The 21,376-nt window shown below is 65.6% G+C and carries 25 protein-coding genes and 1 tRNA gene; 11 read left to right on the top strand and 15 right to left on the bottom strand.

Features of this window, described 5'->3' with window-relative positions:
* Positions 1-54: 54 nt before the first annotated feature.
* Positions 55-522 (top strand): low molecular weight protein-tyrosine-phosphatase, encoded by a 468-nt coding sequence (locus tag BM171_RS04560; RefSeq protein ID WP_093009636.1) that lies wholly within the window; start codon positions 55-57, stop codon positions 520-522.
* Here the strand turns inward: BM171_RS04560 and BM171_RS04555 are convergent.
* From BM171_RS04555 to BM171_RS04535, 5 genes are all read right to left on the bottom strand, one after another.
* Positions 512-847, bottom strand: coding sequence for a hypothetical protein (locus BM171_RS04555; RefSeq protein WP_093009635.1), 336 nt, complete (start codon positions 845-847; stop codon positions 512-514). The two genes, BM171_RS04560 and BM171_RS04555, sit on opposite strands and share 11 nt — an antisense overlap.
* A 266-nt stretch (positions 848-1,113) precedes the next feature.
* A complete protein-coding gene (gene lepA, locus BM171_RS04550) occupies positions 1,114-2,919 on the bottom strand; it encodes a translation elongation factor 4 (RefSeq protein WP_093009634.1) in 1,806 nt (601 codons plus the stop codon).
* Positions 2,920-3,075: 156 nt separating this feature from the next.
* Positions 3,076-5,259: a xanthine dehydrogenase family protein molybdopterin-binding subunit gene (locus BM171_RS04545; RefSeq protein ID WP_093009633.1), complete on the bottom strand. Its 2,184-nt coding sequence runs from the start codon at positions 5,257-5,259 to the stop codon at positions 3,076-3,078.
* On the bottom strand, positions 5,256-6,260 hold the full coding sequence (locus BM171_RS04540; protein WP_093009632.1) for an FAD binding domain-containing protein: 1,005 nt from the start codon (positions 6,258-6,260) through the stop codon (positions 5,256-5,258). Before BM171_RS04540 ends, BM171_RS04545 begins: the two co-directional genes overlap by 4 nt.
* Positions 6,257-6,760, bottom strand: coding sequence for a 2Fe-2S iron-sulfur cluster-binding protein (locus tag BM171_RS04535; protein ID WP_093009631.1), 504 nt, complete (start codon positions 6,758-6,760; stop codon positions 6,257-6,259). The genes BM171_RS04540 and BM171_RS04535 overlap by 4 nt, the downstream gene beginning before the upstream one ends.
* Positions 6,761-6,919: 159 nt before the next feature.
* Here BM171_RS04535 and BM171_RS04530 point away from each other — a divergent pair, with 159 nt between their 5' ends.
* Both BM171_RS04530 and BM171_RS04525 read left to right on the top strand, forming a co-directional pair.
* Complete coding sequence (locus BM171_RS04530; protein ID WP_093009630.1) at positions 6,920-7,195, top strand: acylphosphatase; 276 nt, start codon at positions 6,920-6,922, stop codon at positions 7,193-7,195.
* 129 nt (positions 7,196-7,324) lie between these two features.
* Positions 7,325-7,648, top strand: a complete 324-nt coding sequence (locus BM171_RS04525) for a hypothetical protein (RefSeq protein ID WP_245760181.1) — start codon at positions 7,325-7,327, stop codon at positions 7,646-7,648.
* On the opposite strand, the gene BM171_RS04520 is transcribed toward BM171_RS04525, so the two are convergent.
* On the bottom strand, positions 7,645-8,409 hold the full coding sequence (locus BM171_RS04520; protein WP_093009628.1) for an alpha/beta fold hydrolase: 765 nt from the start codon (positions 8,407-8,409) through the stop codon (positions 7,645-7,647). The two genes, BM171_RS04525 and BM171_RS04520, sit on opposite strands and share 4 nt — an antisense overlap.
* 77 nt (positions 8,410-8,486) lie before the next feature.
* On the opposite strand from BM171_RS04520, the gene BM171_RS04515 reads away from it, so the two are divergent.
* The gene (locus BM171_RS04515) at positions 8,487-8,861 is read left to right on the top strand and encodes a hypothetical protein (RefSeq protein ID WP_093009627.1); all 375 of its coding nucleotides are present in this window, start codon (positions 8,487-8,489) and stop codon (positions 8,859-8,861) included.
* On the opposite strand, the gene BM171_RS04510 is transcribed toward BM171_RS04515, so the two are convergent.
* Positions 8,858-9,265 (bottom strand): (R)-mandelonitrile lyase, encoded by a 408-nt coding sequence (locus tag BM171_RS04510; protein ID WP_093009626.1) that lies wholly within the window; start codon positions 9,263-9,265, stop codon positions 8,858-8,860. The genes BM171_RS04515 and BM171_RS04510 overlap by 4 nt on opposite strands.
* A gap of 113 nt (positions 9,266-9,378) precedes the next feature.
* Positions 9,379-10,674 (bottom strand): serine hydroxymethyltransferase, encoded by a 1,296-nt coding sequence (gene glyA, locus BM171_RS04505; RefSeq protein WP_093009625.1) that lies wholly within the window; start codon positions 10,672-10,674, stop codon positions 9,379-9,381.
* 197 nt (positions 10,675-10,871) lie between these two features.
* On the opposite strand from glyA, the gene BM171_RS04500 reads away from it, so the two are divergent.
* Positions 10,872-11,627 carry an NAD kinase gene (locus BM171_RS04500; RefSeq protein WP_093009624.1) on the top strand — a complete coding sequence of 252 codons (756 nt, stop codon included), beginning with the start codon at positions 10,872-10,874 and terminating at the stop codon, positions 11,625-11,627.
* Between the two features lie 152 nt (positions 11,628-11,779).
* Here the strand turns inward: BM171_RS04500 and BM171_RS04495 are convergent, their stop codons facing one another.
* Together BM171_RS04495 and BM171_RS04490 are read right to left on the bottom strand one after the other, a co-directional pair.
* Complete coding sequence (locus tag BM171_RS04495; protein WP_093009623.1) at positions 11,780-12,391, bottom strand: hypothetical protein; 612 nt, start codon at positions 12,389-12,391, stop codon at positions 11,780-11,782.
* A 116-nt stretch (positions 12,392-12,507) separates the two neighbouring features.
* The gene (locus BM171_RS04490; RefSeq protein ID WP_093009622.1) at positions 12,508-13,584 is read right to left on the bottom strand and encodes a hypothetical protein; all 1,077 of its coding nucleotides are present in this window, start codon (positions 13,582-13,584) and stop codon (positions 12,508-12,510) included.
* A gap of 201 nt (positions 13,585-13,785) precedes the next feature.
* On the opposite strand from BM171_RS04490, the gene BM171_RS04485 reads away from it, so the two are divergent.
* Together BM171_RS04485 and BM171_RS04480 are read left to right on the top strand one after the other, a co-directional pair.
* Positions 13,786-13,859, top strand: a tRNA-Gly gene (locus BM171_RS04485).
* A 102-nt stretch (positions 13,860-13,961) separates the two neighbouring features.
* A complete protein-coding gene (locus BM171_RS04480; protein WP_093009621.1) occupies positions 13,962-15,761 on the top strand; it encodes an ABC transporter transmembrane domain-containing protein in 1,800 nt (599 codons plus the stop codon).
* 93 nt (positions 15,762-15,854) lie between these two features.
* Here BM171_RS04480 and BM171_RS04475 read toward each other — a convergent pair whose 3' ends face one another.
* Complete coding sequence (locus tag BM171_RS04475) at positions 15,855-16,070, bottom strand: hypothetical protein (RefSeq protein ID WP_093009620.1); 216 nt, start codon at positions 16,068-16,070, stop codon at positions 15,855-15,857.
* A 122-nt stretch (positions 16,071-16,192) separates the two neighbouring features.
* Here BM171_RS04475 and BM171_RS04470 point away from each other — a divergent pair, with 122 nt between their 5' ends.
* Together BM171_RS04470 and BM171_RS04465 are read left to right on the top strand one after the other, a co-directional pair.
* Positions 16,193-16,453, top strand: coding sequence for a DUF2312 domain-containing protein (locus tag BM171_RS04470; RefSeq protein WP_093009619.1), 261 nt, complete (start codon positions 16,193-16,195; stop codon positions 16,451-16,453).
* Between the two features lie 22 nt (positions 16,454-16,475).
* Positions 16,476-16,850 carry an META domain-containing protein gene (locus BM171_RS04465; protein ID WP_217646673.1) on the top strand — a complete coding sequence of 125 codons (375 nt, stop codon included), beginning with the start codon at positions 16,476-16,478 and terminating at the stop codon, positions 16,848-16,850.
* Positions 16,851-16,852: 2 nt separating this feature from the next.
* Here the strand turns inward: BM171_RS04465 and BM171_RS04460 are convergent, their stop codons facing one another.
* From BM171_RS04460 to BM171_RS04445, 4 genes are all read right to left on the bottom strand, one after another.
* Positions 16,853-17,599: a YkgJ family cysteine cluster protein gene (locus tag BM171_RS04460; protein WP_175497486.1), complete on the bottom strand. Its 747-nt coding sequence runs from the start codon at positions 17,597-17,599 to the stop codon at positions 16,853-16,855.
* A complete protein-coding gene (locus BM171_RS04455; protein WP_093009616.1) occupies positions 17,596-18,477 on the bottom strand; it encodes a hypothetical protein in 882 nt (293 codons plus the stop codon). The genes BM171_RS04460 and BM171_RS04455 overlap by 4 nt, the downstream gene beginning before the upstream one ends.
* Positions 18,478-18,572: 95 nt before the next feature.
* Positions 18,573-18,872, bottom strand: a complete 300-nt coding sequence (locus tag BM171_RS04450; RefSeq protein ID WP_093009615.1) for an FtsB family cell division protein — start codon at positions 18,870-18,872, stop codon at positions 18,573-18,575.
* 90 nt (positions 18,873-18,962) lie between these two features.
* On the bottom strand, positions 18,963-20,150 hold the full coding sequence (locus tag BM171_RS04445; protein WP_093009614.1) for a phosphoglycerate kinase: 1,188 nt from the start codon (positions 20,148-20,150) through the stop codon (positions 18,963-18,965).
* A 128-nt stretch (positions 20,151-20,278) separates the two neighbouring features.
* Between BM171_RS04445 and BM171_RS04440 the strand changes: the two genes are divergently transcribed.
* Both BM171_RS04440 and BM171_RS04435 read left to right on the top strand, forming a co-directional pair.
* Complete coding sequence (locus BM171_RS04440) at positions 20,279-20,785, top strand: peptidylprolyl isomerase (RefSeq protein ID WP_093009613.1); 507 nt, start codon at positions 20,279-20,281, stop codon at positions 20,783-20,785.
* On the top strand, positions 20,778-21,329 hold the full coding sequence (locus tag BM171_RS04435) for a peptidylprolyl isomerase (protein ID WP_093009612.1): 552 nt from the start codon (positions 20,778-20,780) through the stop codon (positions 21,327-21,329). The genes BM171_RS04440 and BM171_RS04435 overlap by 8 nt, the downstream gene beginning before the upstream one ends.
* Positions 21,330-21,376: the final 47 nt, after the last annotated feature.

The following is a 21,376-nucleotide window of genomic DNA, read 5'->3' as shown; positions in this document are numbered from 1 at the left end:
ATTGCCTTTCGCGGGGCACGGGCTCACTTGTTGAAGGTCAATACCGGAGGCCCAATGCCCACATCCATCCTGTTCGTCTGTCTTGGCAATATCTGCCGCTCGCCCTCGGCGGAAGGGGTCGTGCGCCAGAAAGCGGCGGAGCGCGGTCTGGATCTGACGCTCGACAGCGCGGGCACCGGCGACTGGCATATCGGCGATCCGCCCTACGGACCGATGCAGGAGGCGGCGCAGGCGCGGGGCTACGATCTGTCGGGCCTGCGGGCACGGCAGGCCAATGCGGCGGATTTCGAGCGCTTCGACATTGTGATCGCGATGGACCCGCAGAACAGCGCCGATCTCGAGGCGATGCGGCCCGAGGGTGGCGCGGAGATGCTTCTGTTCACCGACCTTCTGGAGGAGCCGGGCACGGACGCGGTGCCTGATCCCTATCACACCCGCGATTTCGACGGCGCGCTCGACCTCGTGGAGCGCTGCGCCGAGGCGCTTCTGAACCGGCTCGAACGGGCAGAGATCAAAGCCTGACCATAACCGTCACCGTCGCCGCCTCGATCCATTCGGCACTGCCGGGATCGGGGAGGTCTGCAATGTCCCGCAACACATCCTTGCGCTCCGCCACCGGCACCGGAGCCACGCGCCAGAGCCGCGCCTGGGCGTTCGCATCATGCAGGACCGCCGGTCCTGTTCCCGCCAACACCGCCTTCACCTCCGCGCGGCGGGCGTTGTAGGCGGCGTTCTGCGCCCCAGTCGTGAGTGCCGAGACCGGCAAAAGGAGCGGATTGCCGAGATGGTTCGGGGCAGGGGTGCAGGCGGCCAGAGCGAGCGGCAGGAGGAGTGGAGGTCTCAGCATGGCGTGAGGCTAGCCGGGGTGGCGTGCATCACCAACACGCGTGTGCCTCGCGCCGGGGAGCGCGGAATCAAGGCCGCTCGCGGCCGCCGCGTTCCCAGCGCCTGCCCGCCCGGACGGGCTGGCGCTTTGGGGCAGTGCGGACTTGCGTTCGATCTTTGCGAGGGTGTGGTCGAGATAAAGCGCTTGCGTTCGATCGTCGGAGCGCCACCCCGCGGGCAGGCGCTGGGTGCGCGGCGCGGGCTCACGCTGGCGACCCGGCTCGCGCCTCAGCTGTCCATCTTCAGCGCCGAAATGAACGCCTCCTGCGGGATCTCCACCTTCCCGAACTGGCGCATTTTCTTCTTGCCGGCCTTCTGTTTCTCCAGAAGCTTCTTCTTCCGGCTCGCATCGCCGCCGTAGCATTTCGCGGTCACGTCCTTACGCATCGCGGACAGCGTCTCGCGGGCGATGACCTTGGCGCCGATGGCGGCCTGGATCGGGATCTTGAACATGTGGCGCGGAATCAGCTCCTTGAGCTTCTCGCACATGGCGCGGCCGCGCATCTCGGCCCGGTCGCGGTGGACCATCATGGCGAGCGCGTCGACGGGCTCGTCGTTCACCAGGATCGACATCTTCACGAGGTTGTCCTCGCGGTAGCCGATCAGCTCGTAATCGAAGCTGGCATAGCCCTTGGTCACGGATTTCAGCCGGTCATAGAAGTCGAAGACCACCTCGTTCAGCGGCAGATCGTAAACCGTCATCGCCCGGCCGCCCACATAGGTCAGGTCGAGCTGGATGCCGCGCCGCTCCTGGCAGAGCTTGAGCACGTCGCCCAGATACTCGTCCGGCACCATGATCGTCGCCTTGATACGCGGCTCCTCGATATGGCTGACATAGGTCATGTCCGGCATGTCGGCGGGGTTGTGCAGATCGATCCGCTCGCCGTCTTTCTTGTAGAGGTGATAAATCACCGAGGGCGCGGTCGTGATGAGCTCGATGCCGTATTCCCGCTCAAGCCGGTCGCGGATCACTTCGAGGTGCAGAAGCCCCAGGAACCCGCAACGGAAGCCGAAGCCGAGCGCGGCGGAGGTCTCCATCTCGTAGGTGAAGGAGGCATCATTCAGCGCGAGCTTCTCGATCGCGTCGCGCATATCCTCGAAGTCGTTGGCATCGACGGGGAAGAGCCCGCAGAACACCACCGGCACGGAGGGTTTGAAGCCCGGAAGCGGCGTCTCGCAGGGCTTCTTCTCGTGGGTGATCGTGTCGCCGACGCGAGTGTCGCGCACCTGCTTGATCGAGGCGTTGAGATAGCCGATCTCGCCGGGGCCGAGACTGTCGACATTGGTCATGACAGGCCGGTAGACGCCCACATCGTCGACGTCATAGGTGCCGCCCGTCTTCATCATGCGGATGCGGTCGCCCTTCTTGAGCGTGCCGTCGATCACCCGGACGATACAGATGACGCCGAGATACTGGTCGTATTTCGAATCGACGAGCATCGCCTTCAGCGGCTTGTTCGCATCGCCCTCGTCAGGTGGCGGCAGCTTCTGCACGATGGCTTCGAGCACGTCCGGGATGCCCACGCCCGTCTTGGCCGAGATCAGGCATGCCTCGGAAGCGTCGATGCCGATCACATCCTCGATCTGCTCGCGCACGCGGTCGGGATCGGAGGCAGGCAGGTCGACCTTGTTGAGGACCGGCACGATCTCGTGGTCGGCGTCGATGGCGGTATACACGTTGGCGAGCGTCTGCGCCTCGACCCCTTGCGTGGCGTCCACCACCAGAAGCGAGCCTTCGACCGCCTGCATCGAGCGCGCGACCTCGTAGGCGAAGTCCACGTGTCCCGGCGTGTCGATAAGGTTCAGCACGTAGGTTTCGCCGTCCTTGGCGGGGTATTCGATGCGGACGGTGTTCGCCTTGATGGTGATCCCGCGCTCGCGCTCGATATCCATCGCGTCGAGCAACTGGTCCTTCATGTCCCGCTCGGACACCGTTCCGGTGAGCTGGATCAGCCGGTCGGCCAGGGTGGATTTCCCGTGGTCGATATGGGCGACGATGGAGAAGTTGCGGATGCGCGAAAGGGGTGTGCTCATGGCTTGGCGATATGACGCGGGAGCGTGGGACGGTCAAGGTGGGATGGCGTCCCGTCTGGGTGGCACGACGCCGCTCCGCCTTCGTTTTTCACGGCCCGGATGGCCCCATCGGTCGAGGAGGGGGCCGCAGCGCTGCCGCGGCCCCAGTTCCGTCTCTTACGCGTCCAGCGCGGCCAGCACCCGGTCGGGCGTCGCGGGGTAGTCGTAGACCCGGCGGCCCGTCGCATGGGCGATGGCGTTCAGGATCGCGCCGCCCGCACCCGAGATGCCGAGTTCGCCGATGCCCTTGGTCTGGATCGGGTTGGCGTAGTCGTCGCGTTCCTCAAGAAAGACGACCTGCATCTGGCCCGGAACGTCCGCATGGGCCGGAACGTGGTAATTGGCGAGATCCCGCGTCACCACATGGCCGTCCCGCGGATCGCTCTGCATCTCCTCGGTCAGCGCCGATCCAATACCCCAGATCATCCCGCCGATTGCCTGGCTGCGGGCCGTCTTCTCGTTGAGGATGCGGCCCATCGACATCACGCCCAGCATCCGGCGCACACGGACCTCGCCGGTCCATTCATGCACCGCGACTTCGGCGAAATGCGCGCCGAAGCCCGAGGAGAAATGGCTCTCAGAGGTTTTACCGGCCTTGACCGTCGCCTCTTCGAGAAACTCTTCGGTGACGAGGTCGGTCAGCGCCGCTTCCCTGTTGTCGCCTCGGGCAAGACCATTCTGCAGTGTCAGACTGTCTTCGGCGCATCCAAGCGCCTCGGCGATGCGTGCGCGGATCTTCTTGGCGGCGAGGAAGGTCGCGGAGCCGGCCGAGTTGGCGCCGAAAGAGCCGCCAGATCCCGATGCGCCAGGCAGGTCAGAATCGCCGAGCCGCACCTCGACATGCGAGGGATCGAGGCCAAGCGCCTCGGCGGCGATCTGCGCGAGGATCGCGTAGGTGCCCGTGCCGATGTCGGTCATGTCGGTCTCGACGATGGCCCGATTGCCGGTCAGGCGCACGCGGCTCGAGGATTTGATGAGCATATTCGCCCGCGCTGCCGAGGCGACACCCATGCCGATCTGCCAATCGCCTTCGCGGCGCGATCCGGGTGCCCCGCGATCCGCCCAGCCGAAGCGCTCGGCCCCGTCCTTCAGGCAATCGGCGAGGCGCCGTGCGCTGTAGGGCCGACCATCCATCGGATGTGTCTCGGGCAGGTTATCGAGGCGCAGCTGCACGGGGTCGATCCCGAGCTTTTCGGCCAGCTCGTCGAGCGCGGCTTCGAAGGCCAGCATGCCCACCGCTTCACCCGGTGCGCGCACGGAGCCCGCGGGGGTCGTGGCGATCCGCGCAAGGGTCTGGGTAAAGCTCAGCCCGTCTGCGCCGTAAAGGAACTGCGAGGCTTGCGTGACCGGCTCGGCGAAGCCTTCGCCATCGATGTTCGACACCCGGTCATCATGTGCGATCGCGGTGATCTTGCCGGCCTTCGTCGCGCCGAAACGCACGCGCTGCGAGGTCTCGGAGCGGCGCAGCACCGTGTCGAAGACGTTTTGCCGGGTCATCACGACGCGTACGGGGCGACCGAGTTTCTCGGCGGCGATTGCCGCTGCGGCGGCTTCCGGGCCGAGGCCGAGCTTCGATCCGAAGCCCCCCCCGATGAACGGCGCGAGGATGCGAACGTTGGAGGGATCGATGCCGAGTGTGTCCGCCAGCTCCTTCTTGTTGAAGCGCACCATCTGCAGCGCGCTCCGAAGCGTCACCGCACCATCTTTCCATTCCGCGATGGCAGCGTGCGGCTCCATCGCGGCAGCGGCATGAGCGCCGGTCGTGTAGGTCTTGTCGACGGTGACCTCCGAACCCGACCATGCCGCCTCGAAATCGCCCGCCGTCTCCGGCTCGCCGGTTTCGACATCGGTGCTGGTTTCAGGCGTGACGGCGGCCTCTTCGGTCTCGTAATGCACGGCTAGACGCTGCGCGGCATCGCGGGCGGCCTCGAAGGTCTCCGCCACGACAACCGCGATAGGTTGACCGTGGTAATGCACCGCATCGCCGGGCTGCACCGGCGCGGACCCGGCCATGCCTTGCGCCGGATTGCGGATCATGCGCGCATCGGTGATGACATCGATCACGCCGTCAATTGCTTCGACGCTGCTCTTGTCGATCTGCCTGACGCGGCCGCGCGTGATCGTCGCGCGCACCAGGACGCCGTGAACCATGTTCTCGGTGGTGTGATCCGCGGCATAGCCGGCGGTGCCTGACACCTTCTGCGGGCCGTCCGGGCGGTCCATCGGCGTGCCGATGACACCCTGTTTCATTTCGTCCAGCAGCCGCGGCTGCGGCGCGTCCATCGTGAAGTGATCTTTCATGAGTGAGCCCTCGAAATATCGGTGCCGGCACTGTCTGCGAGCCCGGTCAATTGCCGCATGGCGGCGATGAAGGTGCGGCGCAGCAGGGTGATCTTGTATTCGGTGTCCGGATGCGGCGCGGTCTCGGGCACAAGGGTCTTTGCCGCGCGCTGGAACAGCTCGTTCGAAGCGGTCTCGCCCTCGAGCATCTCCACCACCTTCTGATCCATCCACGGATGCGGCGCGACGCTGCCATAGGCGAGGGCCACATCCTTGATCGTGTCACCCTCCATACGGACGGAACCTGCCACGGAAACGAGCGCGAAGGCGTAGGACGCGCGATCCCGCACCTTGCGGTAGGTCTGGCGTTCCCCGGCGCGCGGCGTTGGCAGGATCACGGCGGTGACGAGATCACCGTCCCCAAGCACCGTTTCGACATCGGGTCGATCTGCCGGGCCGCGATAGAAGTCGTTCATGGGCACGCAGCGGGTCTCTCCGCTGGCATTGGTGATCTCCACCTCGGCTTCAAGCGCCGCCATCGCGACCGCCATGTCGGAGGGATGCGCGGCGAGGCAATGCTCGGACGTGCCGAAGATTGCGAGCATCCGTCCCGCGCCGCCCATCGCCGCGCAGCCCGAGCCTGGGGCGCGTTTGTTGCAGGCCTGCGAGGTGTCATAGAAATAGGGGCAACGGGTGCGCTGCAAGAGATTGCCGCCGGTGGTCGCCTTGTTGCGGATCTGCGCCGAAGCGCCCGCGAGGATTGCCCGCGACAACAGCGGCCAGCCCTCACGAACCCTTGCATCGTTCGCGACCGTCGTATTGGTCACGAGCGCGCCAATACGAAGGCCGCCTTCGTGTTCGGCAATGTCCGACAGACCGTCGAGCCGGGTGATGTCCACGAGAGCATCGGGCGCGACGACCTGGATCTTCATCAAGTCCAGAAGATTCGTGCCGCCTGCGATGATCTGCCCGCCGGCGACGTCCTCGATCTCGCCCGCGCGAATGTAATCGAATGGCTTCATTTCTTGACCTCCGACGCCATCGCGATGGCCTCACGAATAAGCGGATAGGCCGAGCAACGGCAAAGATTGCCGGACATGCGCTCCGCCATCTCGGCATCACTCAGGGATGCGGTCTGAAGATCGTCGCTCACGTAAGAGGGCGCACCGTCCGAGATCTCCTTCAGCATCGCGGTCGCGGACATGATCTGACCCGGCGTGCAATAGCCGCACTGGTAGCCGTCATGCTTCACGAAGGCTTCCTGAAGCGCCGAGAGTTTGTCGGGCGAGCCGATGCCTTCGATCGTGGTGATCTCGTCGCCGTCATGCATCGCTGTGAGGCAAAGGCACGAATTGACGCGCTCGCCGTTAAGCAGAACCGTGCAGGCCCCGCATTGGCCGTGATCGCAGCCCTTCTTCGTGCCGGGCAGGCCGAGATCGTCGCGCAAGGTATCAAGAAGCGTGCGGCGTGGATCGTTATCCACATCATATTCGCGCGCATTGACGGTGAGGGTGGTTTTCATCCGTGTCTCCGGTGCAGAATGGCAGGTGGGGCATCGGCACCACCGTCGCTGCATGGCAAACGGCTTCAGCGCGGCATTGTTCCTGCCGGCACATGGCGTGGTTGACGGAGCGCGGGCCGGACACGCAGAGTCCTGCCTGAAACTAGTACTGGAGCCGCTATGCCCGACCGCCATATCCGCACACGTATCTCTGGCCGCGTGCAGGGCGTGTCCTATCGCGCCTGGACGCAGGAGAACGCGCAGGAACTCGGGCTGTCGGGCTGGGTCAGAAACCTCGCGGGCGGCGATGTCGAAGCTGTCTTCTCCGGGCCCGATCAGGCGGTCCAGACTATGCTGGGACGGTTGAAGCAGGGGCCGCGCATGGCGCAGGTCTCCGCGATCGACGTGAACGAAGCAGAAGGTCCGCCGCCAACCGGATTCGAGATCACCGGCTGACCCCTACAGAGTGGTGAATTGCGCGCGCGCCCCGCTTCGTGCATCATCCAGCCCAAGCGGGGCGAACCCGCAGGCAGAACAGAGCAGGCGGACGATATGACGGGCATCTCCAAAGCCCTAGCTGGGGCGATGACGGCAACCCTTTTCCTTGCAGCATGCGGTGGCGGGCGAACCAGCCCGTCGGCTCCGGTGGTCCAATTCGCCACGGGACCGATCTATTCGGCCTGCATGAGCTCGGACCGGAAGGCACGCAACAGGGCGCTCTGCGGCTGCGTGCAGGCATCGGCGGACCGGACGCTCGATAGGGGAGATGCGCGGCGCGCCTCGAGGTTCTTCAAGGACCCGCAGGAAGCGCATGACGTGAAATATTCCCAGACTCAGCGGGACGACGATTTCTGGGACCGCTACGAGCGCTTCGTGGACACCGCCGAACGCTCCTGCCAGCGGCTTTAGCCCTCAGCGGTCAGGAACGCGCGCAGCGTCGCCGCGAACTCGTCCGGTTTCTCGGCATGGAGCCAGTGCCCCGCCCCTGCGATCTTCGCGAAGCGGGCGCGCGGGAACAGTGCGCGAATGGCGTCGCGCATCTCGCGCGTGACATAGTCGCTTTGCGCGCCCGATAGGAACAAGGTCGGCCCCTCGAACTGTGCCTCGATCTCCGGCCATCCCAGGATCTTCGGCATATCGCGGGCGAGCACGTCGAGGTTCAGCAGCCAGCGCTTCTCGGCGACGTCCAGCGATTGGGTGAAGAAACCTTGCAAGGTGGGGTCGTCCACGTGCTCCGCCAGCTGCTTGGCGGCATCGGAGCGCTTGGTAACAGTCGAAAGGTCCACCGCGCGCATCGCATCGATATACCCGGATTGGTGGTCGTGATCGTAGGCAACGGGCGCCATGTCCGCCGAGACGAGACGGCGGACGAGATCGCCGCGCGTCAGCGCCAGCAGCATCGCGGCTTTCCCGCCCATCGAATGTCCCACGACGTCGGCCGGTTGATCGAGGCTCTCGATCACTTCCGCCAGATCTCCGGCCATGTCTTCGTAGGAATGGCTGTCCGCCCGGAAGGATGCGCCGTGATTGCGCTGATCGACGGCGATGACGTGGCGAATGTCGGAAAGGTCCTTGGCGATCCGGGTCCAGTTGCGGGCCTGGCCATAGAGGCCATGCACGATGACGAGCGGAGGCAGGGCGGCATCGCCGTGACGGATCGTGTTCAACATGAGCTGAGGGATAGCGCCCTCGGCGCGCGGCTTCCAGCGGCTTTTCCTTTGCGCGCAGGCGGGATAGCAAGAGCGTCATGACGCGCGGTGACCAATTGGAAAAGCAGGTACGCAAGCTCGAGACGCTGCTCGAGGAGAAGTTCGGCGTCTCGCGCGGACCGTTCGAGAAACGCATCGCGAAGCCCGGACGGATGCTGCCGCGCTGGGTGCGGCGTGACCTGAAGACCGTCGCCGAGACGCGCAAGCTGATGGGGCATCCCAAGATCGGCCGGCAACTCGACCTCGCGGCCGCGGAAAAGGCGGCGACGCGGGCGACCTCCTGGCTGAAATCCGTCGACGTGGCGGAGCGGCGCAAGACTCGGATCCTGCACCTGACCGGGGCGATTGCACTCAACGTGCTTCTGGTCTTCTCCGCGCTGATCGCGGTTCTGCGCTGGCGCGGGTTCGTCTAGCCCGCGCGGGGGCCGCCGTAATCGGCCTCCGGGACCGGCTCGGCCCAGACCGCGGTCTCGCCGTCCAGCGCTTCCTGGATCGCAAGATGGCTCATCGCGACATCGGGCGCGGCCCCGTGCCAGTGCCGCACGCCTTGCGGGAACCAGACGGAATCGCCCGGACGCAGTTCCTCGACGGGTTCGCCCTCGATCTGGGCGAGGCAAAGGCCCGAGACGATGTGCAGCGTCTGGCCCAGCGGATGCGTGTGCCAGTTGGTGCGGGCACCGGGCTCGAAGGTGACGAGAAGAACGCGATGGCGGCCCGGCTCATCCGCCGCGCCGATCGGATCCATGCGAACGCGGCCGGTGAAGTATTCGGGCGAGGGGGTCTGGGAGGGGCGTGATCCGGCGCGGGAAATCTGCATCTTCGGGCTCCTGTTCCTGTCGTCAGACAAGACCATAGCGCGCGGAACATGCAAGGGCAGTCATCTGCCCGGAAATGGCGAGACCGGGCCAGACGGCCCGGCCTCTAGAGCCGTCAAAGGTGCGGATAGATCGGGAAGCGCGCGCAGAGCGCCTCGACCTCAGCCTTCACCTTGGCCTCGACGGCGGCATTGCCGTCCTCGCCATTGGCCGCGAGCCCGTCGACGACCTCGATGATCCAGTCCGCGATCTGGCGGAACTCTGCCTCGCCGAAGCCGCGGGTCGTGCCCGCGGGCGAGCCGAGGCGGATGCCCGAGGTCACGGTCGGCTTTTCGGGGTCGAAGGGTACGCCGTTCTTGTTGCAGGTGATGTGCGCGCGGCCGAGCGCCTTCTCGGTCGCGTTGCCTTTCACGCCCTTGGGGCGCAGATCCACGAGCACGACGTGGGTATCGGTGCCGTGCGTCACGGTGTCGAGCCCGCCCTTGATGAGCTGGTCCGACAGCGCCTGCGCGTTGGCGATGACCTGCTTCTGGTAGGTCTTGAAGCCGGGCTCCAGCGCCTCGCCGAAGGCGACGGCCTTGGCGGCGATGACATGCATCAGCGGGCCGCCCTGGATGCCGGGGAAGATCGCCGAATTGACCTTCTTCGCAATGTCCTCGTCATTGGTGAGGATCATGCCGCCGCGCGGGCCGCGCAGGGTCTTGTGGGTCGTGGTGGTGGCGATATGGGCATGGGGGAAAGGCGAGGGATATTCGCCCGTTGCAACCAGCCCCGCGAAATGCGCCATGTCGACGAGCAGGTAGGCGCCGACGCTGTCGGCGATCTCGCGCATCTTGGCGAAGTCGATCTGGCGCGGGATGGCCGAGCCGCCGGCGATGATCATCTTCGGCTGATGCTCGGTCGCGAGCTCCGCGATCTGGTCGTAATCGATCAGGTTGTCCTGCTTGCGGACGCCATATTGAATGGCGTTGAACCACTTGCCCGACTGGTTCGGCTTGGCGCCGTGCGTCAGGTGCCCGCCCGCATCGAGGCTCATGCCGAGGATGGTGTCGCCGGGCTTGAGGAGTGCGGTGAACACGCCCTGATTGGCCTGGCTGCCCGAGTTGGGCTGCACGTTCGCGAAGGCGCAGTCGAACAGCTTGCAGGCGCGCTCCATCGCGAGGTTCTCGGCGATGTCGACCCAGTCGCAGCCGCCGTAGTAGCGGCGTCCGGGATAGCCCTCGGCGTATTTGTTGGTCATCACGCCGCCCTGGGCTTCCATCACCGCGCGGCTGACGATGTTCTCGGAGGCGATGAGTTCGATCTCTTCGCGCTGGCGGGCGAGCTCGCCTTTCATGGCGGCGAACAGCTCTGCGTCTCGGCTTTCAAGCGTTTCGGTGAAGAAGCCGTCATCGCGATGGGGGGCGTTCATGAGCGCATCTCCTGGGTCGGGGCGGGCAGAAGCCGCCGCAGTGTCCGTATTTCGGCTCATGTATCGACAAATCCGCCGCGCTCAAAGCCCGGAAGCGGCGTTTCGGGACAATATGACGTCCCCCGCTGGCGCTTCGGGAAAGCCTGTGCTTCTTTCGGCGTATTGCGTGCCGGACAGGAAACAGGAGCGCCGCGCCCATGAGGATCGCCTTTGCCGCCTCCAATGCGCCGATTGCGCAATCGGCCAAGGCCGCGCTCTCCCGCCGCTATGGCGACCATGCCGAGACCCATGCGGATGTCATCGTCGCGCTCGGCGGCGACGGGTTCATGCTTCAGACGCTGCACCGCACCCAGGACATTCCCGCGCCCGTCTACGGCATGAATCGCGGCACGGTCGGCTTTCTGATGAACGAATATTCCGAGCATAACCTCATCGACCGGCTTTCGGCGGCAGAGGAGGCGGAGATCAACCCGCTCGCGATGGAGGCCGAACAGACGGACGGCGAGATCTACGAGGCGCTCGCGATCAACGAGGTGTCCATGCTGCGCGCAGGCCCGCAAGCGGCGCGGCTCAAGATCTCGGTCGATGGCCGGCTCAGGATGGCGGAGCTTGTCTGCGATGGCGCGCTGGTGGCGACGCCGGCGGGTTCGACCGCTTACAATTACTCGGCGCATGGACCGATCTTGCCGATCGGCGCGGATGTTCTGGCCCTGACTGCGATGTCGGCCTTTCGCCCCCGGCGCTGGCGCGGCGCGCTCCTGCCCAAGACCGCGATGGTGGAGATCGAGGTGCTCGACCCTGAGAAACGTCCCGTCATGGCAGAGGCGGACAGCCGCTCCGTACGAAACGTGGTTCAGGTGAAGATCCGCTCCGCGCCCGAGATCTCGCACCGGGTGCTCTTCGATCCCGGTCATGGCCTCGAAGAGCGTCTCATCCGCGAGCAATTCGTCTGATCCGGCGGAGCAGAAGGTTTACCCTCGCCTGTCAGAATACACGGGTTCGACCGCACGTTCCCGCAATGAATACGGATCGCGCAAAAGGGCCCGATCGCGTCGAGCCCCTTTAGCCATCTCGGATCCACCGTGTGGGCGGAGGAAAGGGCGCCTTACGGCTCGACGCTGCCGGATGCCTCGTCTTCCCCGCCGAGCAGGGAGGTCGCTGCGGGATCCGTCGTCTTCTCGGGCGTGAGGAGGGCATACCAGTCATACCCGTCCGGATCACCATCGCCGTCCGTATCGACCGTCGGCTCGCCGAAGAGTTCGACCGCTTCCTCGTCGCTGATCGGGCGACCGAAGGCGTCGCGGAAATCCGGCACGACGGAGGAGGTTTCGATCCGGCCCTCGGCAGAGACCGTGTCGACCAGCGGGTCGAGCACGGCCGCGATCAGCCCGTCGCCGCCCATTTCGGGCACGCTGTTGTCGAAATCGGCGCTGATGATCTCGCCATCCTCGTTTGTCACGCTCAGCGTTACCGTTTCACCGGGGCTAACGAGACCCGTGGACCAGGACAGATCGAGTGCGGTGGCTGCCATCGCGACGTTGGATGCGTTGTAGAAGCGAATCGTATCGTCCGGATCGACGTAAGCGACTTCAGGGAAATATCCGCTGCCGAGCATCGTGATCTCGAACACGGTATTCACGCCATCCTGGGCGGTTGCGACCGTTCCGGTCGAGGACGTCGCAATGAGAATTGCGGCGGTCAGCGTTCTGCGAAGCATGAGGCTGCTCCCTATCATTCGCACAAGGGCCCCCACCGCTTGGCTGATCGTGTTAATAGAGGGTGATTGGGGCGAAAGTGAGGCAGTGGGAGCGGCAGCGCCGCTCTTTGGCCCGGTCAGTGCAGGTTGCTGTGGCCCGAGCCCTGGTTCTTCTCGGCTTGGCGGAGGAAGTCCTCGGGCTCCACCGTCGCCATGACATGCTCGCAGGCGGCCTCGAAATCGGCATTCTCTTCGGAGGCGGCGATCTCGACCGCCATTGCCTCGAATTCCTCGAGACCGATGCTCCGCGTCGCGAGAAAGACCCCGCCGGTGTTTTCCTGGGTGGCGCGGTCGACGACGAGAAAGCGGATCGTCTCGGATCGTTTCATACGGTCGTAAAGCGAGCTCGGCAGCGAGCCGAGATCGATGAATTGCTCCTGCAAGAAGCCTGCGGGCGTGTCCGGGCAGACATGCCATAGCCAATAGCCGACGCTGCCATGCGGTGTCGGAATGATGCCCGAGACGAGCCCCACGGACATTTGCCCGACCTGTGCGATATCGCCCGCAACGGCGCTGTCGCAGGCGCAGACGATCACGGTCTCGAGCCCGCGCTCGGTGACCATCTCGTGAAAGAAGGTGGATACGGGCAGGGCGTCTTCCGGCTCGTCCTCGGTCTCCTCGGTGATGCCCATATCCTCCTCGCCGGTGATGAGGCGCGCAAGGATGCTGTCCTCGGCAATCTTGCCGTTGTCGATATCCTCGACCACGAAGGGCGCCATCGCCTTGCTGCCTTCGCGCACAAGCTCGAGATGCGCGCGCGGCTCGAGGCTGCTGGTCATCGAAGTGCCGAGAAAACGCGCGGAATAGGTTTGTGCGCCACTGCGTTTGTTCGCGCGGAAAACGCCGAGCGCCACGAGGTTGTAGCCTCGCGCCAGGGCGAATTTCACGGCTTCGGTGCCGGAAAGAAGGCTCGCGACAGTGCCCGCGACGAGGTCGTGATAGCTCATGCCGTTCTCGGCCGTCTTGTCCTTCAGCTCTTCCCAGCGCTCGTTGCCGAAGAGCGCGCCCAGAACCTGCACGTATTCATCGCCCTCGGGACTGTCGAACACCGGTGTTTCGCGGTCCTCGAACCGGCTCTTGTCTATGCTGAGCGAGGTAAAATCGGTCTCGCCGAAGACGTGGACGATCAGGCTGTTGTCGAGCTCGGGAGGCATCTTTGGGAAGGATCCTTGCGGTTTCGTCTTTATGTCACGGTTGGAGCAGACGTAGTCACCAAGCGCCGCTCTATCCACCTCTTGACGAAAAGGAGGCGTGGTTTCATCGCCTTGGCTGGCCGCGCCCGGCGCCGATATGCCACAAGAGGCGCGGAATGCTTGACCACGCAAATCCGGTATCATACACGCTGAAGTCACTGGGCGGGCATGGTGAAATGGTATCACACGAGCCTTCCAAGCTCTTGGTGCGGGTTCGATTCCCGCTGCCCGCTCCAGCTTCCTCCCCAAAGCCGATCCGGGCCCGTGCAATCGTGTCGCGCTTGCGGCTCTCGTGCCAAGCTGCCAAAACCTGACCCGACACCGGCTGAGGAGGATGCATGGCGCGGGGGCTCGCAAAAGACGATAGCGCGCAGGATCGTGCGAAATCGCGCAAGATTGGCGCGCTGGCGCGTCTGTGGCCGTTCCTGTCGCCTTACCGGGCCTTGATGAGCGCTGCGATCCTCGCGCTCGTGCTGACCGCCGCCGTCTCCCTGATCCTTCCGATGGCCGTGCGCCGTGTCGTCGATAATTTCGAGGGCGGCGAGGCCGCTTTGCTCGACCGCTATTTCGCGGCCGCGCTCGGGATCGCCGCGCTGCTCGCGGTGGGCACTGCGCTGCGCTATGCTTTGGTCACGCGCCTCGGCGAGCGTGTCGTGGCGGATATCCGCATGGCGGTCTTCGATCGCGTCATCACCCTGTCGCCCGCCTTCTACGAACGCATCATGACCGGCGAGGTGCTGAGCCGGATCACCACGGACACGACGCTGATCCTGTCGGTCATCGGCTCGTCGATCTCCATCGCGCTCAGGAACATCCTGATCTTCGTGGGCGGGCTCGTGCTGATGCTCTTCACGTCGTGGAAGCTGACGCTGATGGTTCTCTTGATCGTGCCGGCGGTGATCGTGCCGATCCTTGTCCTGGGGCGGCGTCTGCGCGTCCTGAGCCGCGAGAACCAGGACTGGATCGCGGCGTCGTCTGGCAATGCCTCCGAGGCGCTGTTGTCGGTACAGGCGGTGCAGGCCTTCACGCACGAGACGATCTCGCAACGCACCTTTGCCGATGTCACCGAAGAGAGCTTCGATGCCGCGCGCCGCAGGATCTGGACGCGTGCGCTGATGACCGCGATCGTGATCTTCCTCGTCTTCTCGGGCATCGTCGGTGTTCTCTGGATGGGCGCGGCGCAGGTTCGGGGTGGCGAGATGAGCGTGGGGGCGCTCGTGCAGTTCGTGATCTATTCGGTAATGGTTGCAGGCTCCGTCGCGGCCTTGTCGGAAGTGATTGGCGAGGTGCAACGCGCGGCAGGCGCGACCGAGCGGCTGGTGGAGCTGCTCGACAGCGAAGATTCCATCAGCGAGCCCGAGAGCCCGGTGCAGCTGCCCCAGCCGGTGCGCGGCGCGATCTCGTTCGAGGATGTCACATTCGCCTATCCCGCGCGGCCCGATATCGCCGCGCTCGATCGTGTGAGCCTCGATGTCGCGCCGGGCGAGACCGTTGCGCTCGTCGGGCCGTCCGGCGCGGGGAAAACGACGATCATCCAGCTTCTCTTGCGGTTCTACGATCCGGCTTCGGGCCGTGTGCGGCTCGACGGGGTTGCGCTCGACGAGATGAGCCGCGAGGCGTTTCGCAAGCATATCGCGCTCGTCCCGCAGGATCCGGTGATCTTCGCGGCCTCGGCGCGGGACAATATCCGTTTCGGGCGGCCCGATGCGAGCGAGGCCGAGATCGAGGCGGCGGCGCGGGCCGCCGCGGCGCACGATTTCATTGCGGCGCTTCCCGAGGGCTATGACAGCTATCTCGGCGAGCGCGGCGTGATGCTGTCGGGCGGCCAGAAGCAGCGCATCGCCATCGCGCGCGCGATCCTGCGCGACGCGCCGGTGCTGCTCCTGGATGAGGCGACATCGGCGCTCGATGCCGAAAGCGAGCGCGCGGTGCAGGACGCCGTCGATCACCTGGCGACGGGCCGCACGACGATCATCGTCGCGCATCGCCTCGCGACGGTGAAGAAGGCCGACCGGATCGTGGTTATGGACCAGGGCCGGATCGTCGCGACGGGCCGTCACGATGCGCTGGTCGCAGAAGGCGGGCTTTACGCGCGCCTCGCCCGGCTGCAATTCACCGACGGCATCGCGGCGGAGTGACGGGTCGCTCCGGGGCATTGAGCCCCGGTGCGCCCCGGCGAGAGCCAGCTCTCGCGCTCTCGCGGTATTTGTCCCAATCCAAAGAGGGGCGCGTCAGCCGAGGAAGATGCCGACCACGACCAGCATCAGGCCGATGACCGACAGGAACAGCGCGCCGAGATTGAGCGGCAGGGCCTTCTGCAGCTCTGCGCGCAGCTCGGCATCGGGCAGGTTGCGGCGGCGTGCGGAGGCGACGCGGACAATGGTCCAGACAAGGCCGCCAAGCCCGGCGGCGGAGACGATCACGCCCACCCAGATCAAGATATCCATTCCGCGATCCTTTGCCGATACGACCTGGACCGCGCGGTAAAGGAGCCTGCTTGCACAGGCAACCCCTTGCCCGCCTCGCGCCCGCGCGCTACCCGGTTCGGCAATTCCCCAAGGAGGCATTCATGGACGACTCTCAGGCATCTGACGGCTACGGCGTCGCGGCGGGTGAGCTGCGGCAATTCATCGAGCGGTTCGAGCGGCTCGAGCAGGAAAAGAAGGACGTTGCCGAGCAGCAGAAGGAAGTTATGGCCGAGGCCAAGGCGCGCGGCTACGATACCAAGGTGATGCGCAAGGTGATCGCGCTGCGCAAGCGCGAGCCCGATGACATCGCCGAGGAAGAGGCGATCCTCGATATGTACAAGGCCGCGCTCGGCATGGGCTGAGCCGCGCGGGAAGGGCGGAGCGATGCGGATACTCGGAGTGGCAGCGGCGCTGATGTTTTGCGCGGGGCTCGGTCAGGCGGCGGAGTGGCGCATCCAGGCGGTGGATGGCGCCGCGGCGGGCGAAGGCGCGGCCCTGTCGCTCGATGCCGAGGGGCGGCTCTCGGGCAGCACGGGGTGCAATCGGTTCTCGGGGCAGGCGGAAGTCGCGGACGGCATTCTGACAGCGGGCCCCGCGCTCGCCGCCACGAAGATGGCCTGCCTGGGCCAGCGCGCCGCGCAGGAGACCGCGATCTTCGAGATGTTGTCGGGGCCCGTGACGCTCGACGCTGATCTGGTCGCTGGCGTGGTCGTTCTGACCGGGGCCGGGCATGACGTGACGCTCGTGCCCGCAGAGTAACCTCAGAGGCTGCCGCCCATCCGCGCGCGCTCGTCTTCGAGAACCTTGGGCTTGTGCCGCGCGGCCTTCAAAGCGGCCTCTTCGTCCGACCCGGCGAGCGCTTCCGCCGCGACCTTCGCCAGCGCGTAGGTCGGCACCTGTGCGAGTCCCTTGAGCGCCGCGCGGGCCAGGGAATGCGCTGCAAGATAGACGCTTTGCGCACCGAGAACGCCCGGACCCGAAGCGGGTGTGCCGTGAGCGATCGCGCGGCAGGCCTCGGCATCGTCCGAGAGATATGTCCGGCAGATCATCGGGCGTGCCTCGTAGATTCGGCACATGCGGGTGTCGGGGTCGAGCGCCGGGCAGGCATCGTCCATCCATTCGCGCCCGTCAGGCTGCCCTGTGAGCGGTGCGAGCGCGGCATGAACACGACGTGCCTCGGCCTCGAGGATGACGCCGCCGTCGGGGCCGGAGAGGACGCAGCACCAGGCGCAGCCGGGCGCGCAGGCGGCACTCTCCGCAGGGTTTCCGGGTTGGGAGGTCTGGGCAGACAATTCCGCGCCGCCAAGGCGGATGGCTGGAACACCGGCGCGGAGGGCCCGCGCCGTGGCCTCGAAACTCTCGCCGTGAGCCTCGGCGGTCTCGAGATAGACGTCGAGCAAAGCGCGGGCGCGAGCGACCGCGCCGCCTTGCCCGCCAGGCAGACGCAGGCGCGCGAGGGCTGCGCGCAAGGCGGGCACGTCGCGGGGATGGCGGGCCTTGGCGCTCATGGGGCGATAAAGGTCACGCCGGGCATCCGCTCGATCTCCTGGACATCGTCCTCGTAGACCTGGCTCAGCCGGTCGACGCGGGCCTCGTCCCATCCGGGCAGATCGAGTTCTTCCTCGATCTCCTCGTCCATCGCGTATTTGTCGAGGAAGGCCACCATTACCCGGCGCTTCTGGCGCTCGGTCATCGTGGGGTGCTGGTGGAGATAGGCCCGGAAGCGCTTCATGCCCTCGGGATCCATGATCTCGTGCAGAAGATCGAAGGCGCCCTTGACCTTGCGGTTGGACTCAAAACCGCCGGCCTCACGGATGATCTGGCCCCAGATGATCGGCGTGTCTTCGTTGCACCAGCACGTCAACGGGACATCGGGATGCGCCGTCCGCAGGCGGCGGATCAGGCCGGACCAGCGAAAGGCATCGGGGTCCGCGCCGTCAAGGAAGGTGGCGAAATCGGGAAAGTCGCCCTCGCGATAGGCCGAATGCAGGAAGCCCGAGGGATCGCGGAGGCCGAGAAACACCTCGACGCTGTCGCCCGCAAAGAGCGTCTTGATCACGTCGATGCGCTCCTCTGCCTTGCGGTAGACAACGCCGCCCTGCATGGCGAGGCGCGGCACGGAAAAGAAATTGGGATGGCTGAGGATGATCCGGTCGATCCCGCCCCAATCCTCGTCGAGAAGCCCGTCGAGCAAGACTTCGCGCGCTTCGGGGGCGGGCGTGCCGCCAGCAAGACGATGGGCGGCTTCGGAGAGGAGTGTGCGATAGCGGCTCGGCCCCGGTATCGCGACGCCAACCTCCCGCAGGAGCGGCGCGTTGCGCTGCATGGCCTTCAGGAACCGGCCCTCGTCGGTAAAATGAACACCGCTATGGAGGATGACCTGCATGGCTCAACGTCTGCCTTTCGCTTCGCTGACCGAGTATATGCCTGCCTGCGCGGAGGAAAACCGGATCCGGCGTGAAAAACGCCAGAGGCGCGACCCTAGCGCACCACCACCTCGTCGTAGCGCAGCAGGCCGAGCACATCGCGGGCGCGTTCATCGAGAAGGTCGAGATCGAGATAATCGTCAGAGAGGCGGCGGGTGAGGTTCTCCATCCGCGCGACCTCGGTCTCGAGTGCGGCCAGTTCGGTGCGGAGTTCCTGCGCCTCCACTTCGATCTCGGCGCGGCGGAAGATGCCGTAATCGCCCTGGATCGCCGCGAAGGCGAAATAGGCGCCCACGGAGATCAGGAAGGCGAAGATGAGAAGGCCGCCAAGGGCCGGACGGGTGCGTTGGGTCATCGCTCTGCCTCGAATGCGCCTCTGGCGGGCGCGTTGCCGGACGACTATGACACGCCGTCCGGGCTGAGGGAATCCCGATATTCCCGACTGTTACTCCAATGCCGCAACGCCGGGCAGGGTCTTGCCTTCCATCCATTCGAGGAACGCGCCGCCGGCGGTTGAGATGTAGGAAAACCGCTCCGCCGCGCCGGCCTTGTTGAGCGCCGCGACGGTATCGCCGCCGCCCGCGACGGAGACGAGATCGCCGGCCGCGGTCAACTCGGCGGCGTAATCCGCGGCGGCATTCGTGGCAGCATCGAAGGGCGCGATCTCGAACGCGCCGAGCGGGCCGTTCCAGATCAGCGTCTTCGCACGGTCGAGCACCTCCTTGACATGCGCGACGCTGTCGGGGCCTGCATCGAGGATCATCGCGTCGGGCGGGCAGTCCTCGGCCTTGACGGTCTCGCTCGGTGCGCCCGCCTTGAATTCGCGCGCGACGACGACGTCCCGCGGCAGGAGGATCTCGCAGCCGCCCGACGCCGCCTTCTCGGCGATCTCGCGGGCCGTGTCTGCCATGTCGTGCTCGCAAAGCGACTTGCCGACATCGATACCTTGGGCCGCGAGGAACGTGTTGGCCATGCCGCCGCCGATGATGAGGATATCTACGCGCGAGATGAGGTTCGACAGAAGTTCCAGCTTGGTAGAGACCTTCGCCCCGCCGACTACCGCCGCCACCGGACGCTTCGGATCGCCCAAGGCAGCTTCGAGCGCGGAGAGCTCGGCTTCCATCAATCGGCCCGCGCAAGAGGGCAGGTGATGGGCGACGCCCTCGGTCGAGGCATGGGCGCGATGCGCGGCGGAAAAGGCGTCGTTCACGTAGACATCGCCGAGTTCGGCCATCTCGGCGGCGAGCGCTGGATCGTTCTTCTCTTCGCCCGCATGGAAGCGGGTGTTCTCGCACAAAAGGACCTGGCCGTCCGCGAGTGCATCGCTGGCGGCCTTGGCGGCGGGGCCACGGCAGTCGGCGACGAAGACGACCTTGGTACCGAACGCCTCTTCAAGTGCGGGAACGAGCGGGGCGAGGCTCATGTCGTCCACGCGCTGGCCCTTTGGGCGGCCGAAATGCGCCAGAAGGATCGGCTTGCCGCCCTTGTCCAGAATATCGCGGATGGTGGGCACGATACGCTCGATCCGGGTGGCGTCGGTGACGCGGCCATCCTCGAGCGGCACGTTGATATCGACGCGGGTCAAGACTCGCTTGCCGGCGAGGTCCATCTGATCGAGCGTTTTCCAGGCCATGCGGATCCTTTCGTTCTGACGCTTGCGCGAGGCATGGCAAGCACGAGCCCGTTCGTCAACGGCTCTCGCTTGCGAGGCCTCGCCTGCAAGGCTACCTAGTGCGTGACAATGCCAAAGGGAGACGGCGCATGGCCGAGATCAAGGATCCGGAAAACACCATTCTCATCGAGCTCAAGGACGGGACCGTCACGGTCGAGCTTCTGCCCGATATCGCGCCGCAGCACGTCGCGCGCATCAAGGAGCTGGCGCGCGCCGGGGCCTATGACAACGTGGTCTTCCATCGCGTGATCGACGGTTTCATGGCGCAGACGGGCGATGTGTCGAACGGCAACGCGGAGAAGGATTTCAATCTCCGCATGGCCGGAACGGGCGGCTCGGAGCTGCCGGATCTGCCCGCGGAGTTCAGCGGCATCCCGCATGACCGGGGCACGATCGGTGCGGCGCGCAGCCAGAACCCGAACTCCGCCAACTCGCAGTTCTTCATCAATTTCAACGACAACCACTTCCTCAACCGGCAATACACGGTCTATGGCCGGGTGATCGAAGGCATGGAACATGTCGATGCGATCACGCGCGGCGAGCCGCCTGCCAATCCCGACCGGATGATCAGCGTGAAGGTGGCCGCAGATGCGTAAACTCGTCTCGATCCTGGCGCTCGTCGCCGCGACGCCCGCTTTCGCCACCAGCCTGGCTCTCGATATCGAGGGCGAAGGAGCCAATGGCACCGTCACCATCGACCTGTTCGAGGATGTGGCGCCCCAGCACGCCGAGCGGATCGCCACGCTCGCCGAAGAGGGTGCCTATGATGACGTGGTCTTTCACCGCGTGATCGAGGGGTTCATGGCGCAGACTGGCGACGTGGAATTCGGCAAGATGGGCGGCGATATGCGTATGGCTGGTCGCGGCGGGTCGGACATGCCCGACCTCGAGGCGGAATTCTCCGACATCGCCTTCGAGCGCGGGGTCGTGGGGATGGCCCGGTCGCAATCGCCCGACAGCGCCAATTCGCAGTTCTTCATCATGTTCGAGCCGGGTCCGTTTCTGAACGGACAATACACTGTCGTGGGCGAAGTGACCGACGGCATGGACGTGGTCGACGCGATCAAGCGCGGCGAGGGCGCGAACGGTGCGGTCATCGGCCAGCCCGACCGCATCACCGAGGCGCGCGTCATCGAGTGATCCAGCGGAGTGCAGGCAGCAAGGCCGCCTGCACGCATGTTCTTGAG

This window comes from Roseivivax halotolerans, assembly GCF_900115815.1.
In the GTDB taxonomy this organism is placed as follows: domain Bacteria; phylum Pseudomonadota; class Alphaproteobacteria; order Rhodobacterales; family Rhodobacteraceae; genus Roseivivax; species Roseivivax halotolerans.
The sequence above is the reverse complement of the archived record's forward strand: the minus strand, read 5'-3'. Positions and strand labels throughout refer to the sequence as shown.

Bases quoted from the DNA above. Each gene is read 5' to 3' on its own strand.
- lepA (WP_093009634.1), bottom strand. From the start codon at position 2,919: ATGAGCACACCCCTTTCGCGCATCCGCAACTTCTCCATCGTCGCCCAT.
- BM171_RS04470 (WP_093009619.1), top strand. From the start codon at position 16,193: ATGGACGACTCTCAGGCATCTGACGGCTACGGCGTCGCGGCGGGTGAG.
- BM171_RS04510 (WP_093009626.1), bottom strand. From the start codon at position 9,265: ATGCAGATTTCCCGCGCCGGATCACGCCCCTCCCAGACCCCCTCGCCC.
- BM171_RS04530 (WP_093009630.1), top strand. From the start codon at position 6,920: ATGCCCGACCGCCATATCCGCACACGTATCTCTGGCCGCGTGCAGGGC.
- BM171_RS04535 (WP_093009631.1), bottom strand. From the start codon at position 6,760: ATGAAAACCACCCTCACCGTCAATGCGCGCGAATATGATGTGGATAAC.
- BM171_RS04435 (WP_093009612.1), top strand. From the start codon at position 20,778: ATGCGTAAACTCGTCTCGATCCTGGCGCTCGTCGCCGCGACGCCCGCT.
- BM171_RS04445 (WP_093009614.1), bottom strand. From the start codon at position 20,150: ATGGCCTGGAAAACGCTCGATCAGATGGACCTCGCCGGCAAGCGAGTC.
- BM171_RS04555 (WP_093009635.1), bottom strand. From the start codon at position 847: ATGCTGAGACCTCCACTCCTCCTGCCGCTCGCTCTGGCCGCCTGCACC.
- BM171_RS04520 (WP_093009628.1), bottom strand. From the start codon at position 8,409: ATGTTGAACACGATCCGTCACGGCGATGCCGCCCTGCCTCCGCTCGTC.
- BM171_RS04465 (WP_217646673.1), top strand. From the start codon at position 16,476: ATGCGGATACTCGGAGTGGCAGCGGCGCTGATGTTTTGCGCGGGGCTC.
- BM171_RS04450 (WP_093009615.1), bottom strand. From the start codon at position 18,872: ATGACCCAACGCACCCGTCCGGCCCTTGGCGGCCTTCTCATCTTCGCC.
- BM171_RS04495 (WP_093009623.1), bottom strand. From the start codon at position 12,391: ATGCTTCGCAGAACGCTGACCGCCGCAATTCTCATTGCGACGTCCTCG.
- glyA (WP_093009625.1), bottom strand. From the start codon at position 10,674: ATGAACGCCCCCCATCGCGATGACGGCTTCTTCACCGAAACGCTTGAA.
- BM171_RS04460 (WP_175497486.1), bottom strand. From the start codon at position 17,599: ATGAGCGCCAAGGCCCGCCATCCCCGCGACGTGCCCGCCTTGCGCGCA.
- BM171_RS04560 (WP_093009636.1), top strand. From the start codon at position 55: ATGCCCACATCCATCCTGTTCGTCTGTCTTGGCAATATCTGCCGCTCG.
- BM171_RS04525 (WP_245760181.1), top strand. From the start codon at position 7,325: ATGACGGCAACCCTTTTCCTTGCAGCATGCGGTGGCGGGCGAACCAGC.
- BM171_RS04515 (WP_093009627.1), top strand. From the start codon at position 8,487: ATGACGCGCGGTGACCAATTGGAAAAGCAGGTACGCAAGCTCGAGACG.
- BM171_RS04480 (WP_093009621.1), top strand. From the start codon at position 13,962: ATGGCGCGGGGGCTCGCAAAAGACGATAGCGCGCAGGATCGTGCGAAA.
- BM171_RS04540 (WP_093009632.1), bottom strand. From the start codon at position 6,260: ATGAAGCCATTCGATTACATTCGCGCGGGCGAGATCGAGGACGTCGCC.
- BM171_RS04545 (WP_093009633.1), bottom strand. From the start codon at position 5,259: ATGAAAGATCACTTCACGATGGACGCGCCGCAGCCGCGGCTGCTGGAC.
- BM171_RS04440 (WP_093009613.1), top strand. From the start codon at position 20,279: ATGGCCGAGATCAAGGATCCGGAAAACACCATTCTCATCGAGCTCAAG.
- BM171_RS04490 (WP_093009622.1), bottom strand. From the start codon at position 13,584: ATGCCTCCCGAGCTCGACAACAGCCTGATCGTCCACGTCTTCGGCGAG.
- BM171_RS04500 (WP_093009624.1), top strand. From the start codon at position 10,872: ATGAGGATCGCCTTTGCCGCCTCCAATGCGCCGATTGCGCAATCGGCC.
- BM171_RS04455 (WP_093009616.1), bottom strand. From the start codon at position 18,477: ATGCAGGTCATCCTCCATAGCGGTGTTCATTTTACCGACGAGGGCCGG.
- BM171_RS04475 (WP_093009620.1), bottom strand. From the start codon at position 16,070: ATGGATATCTTGATCTGGGTGGGCGTGATCGTCTCCGCCGCCGGGCTT.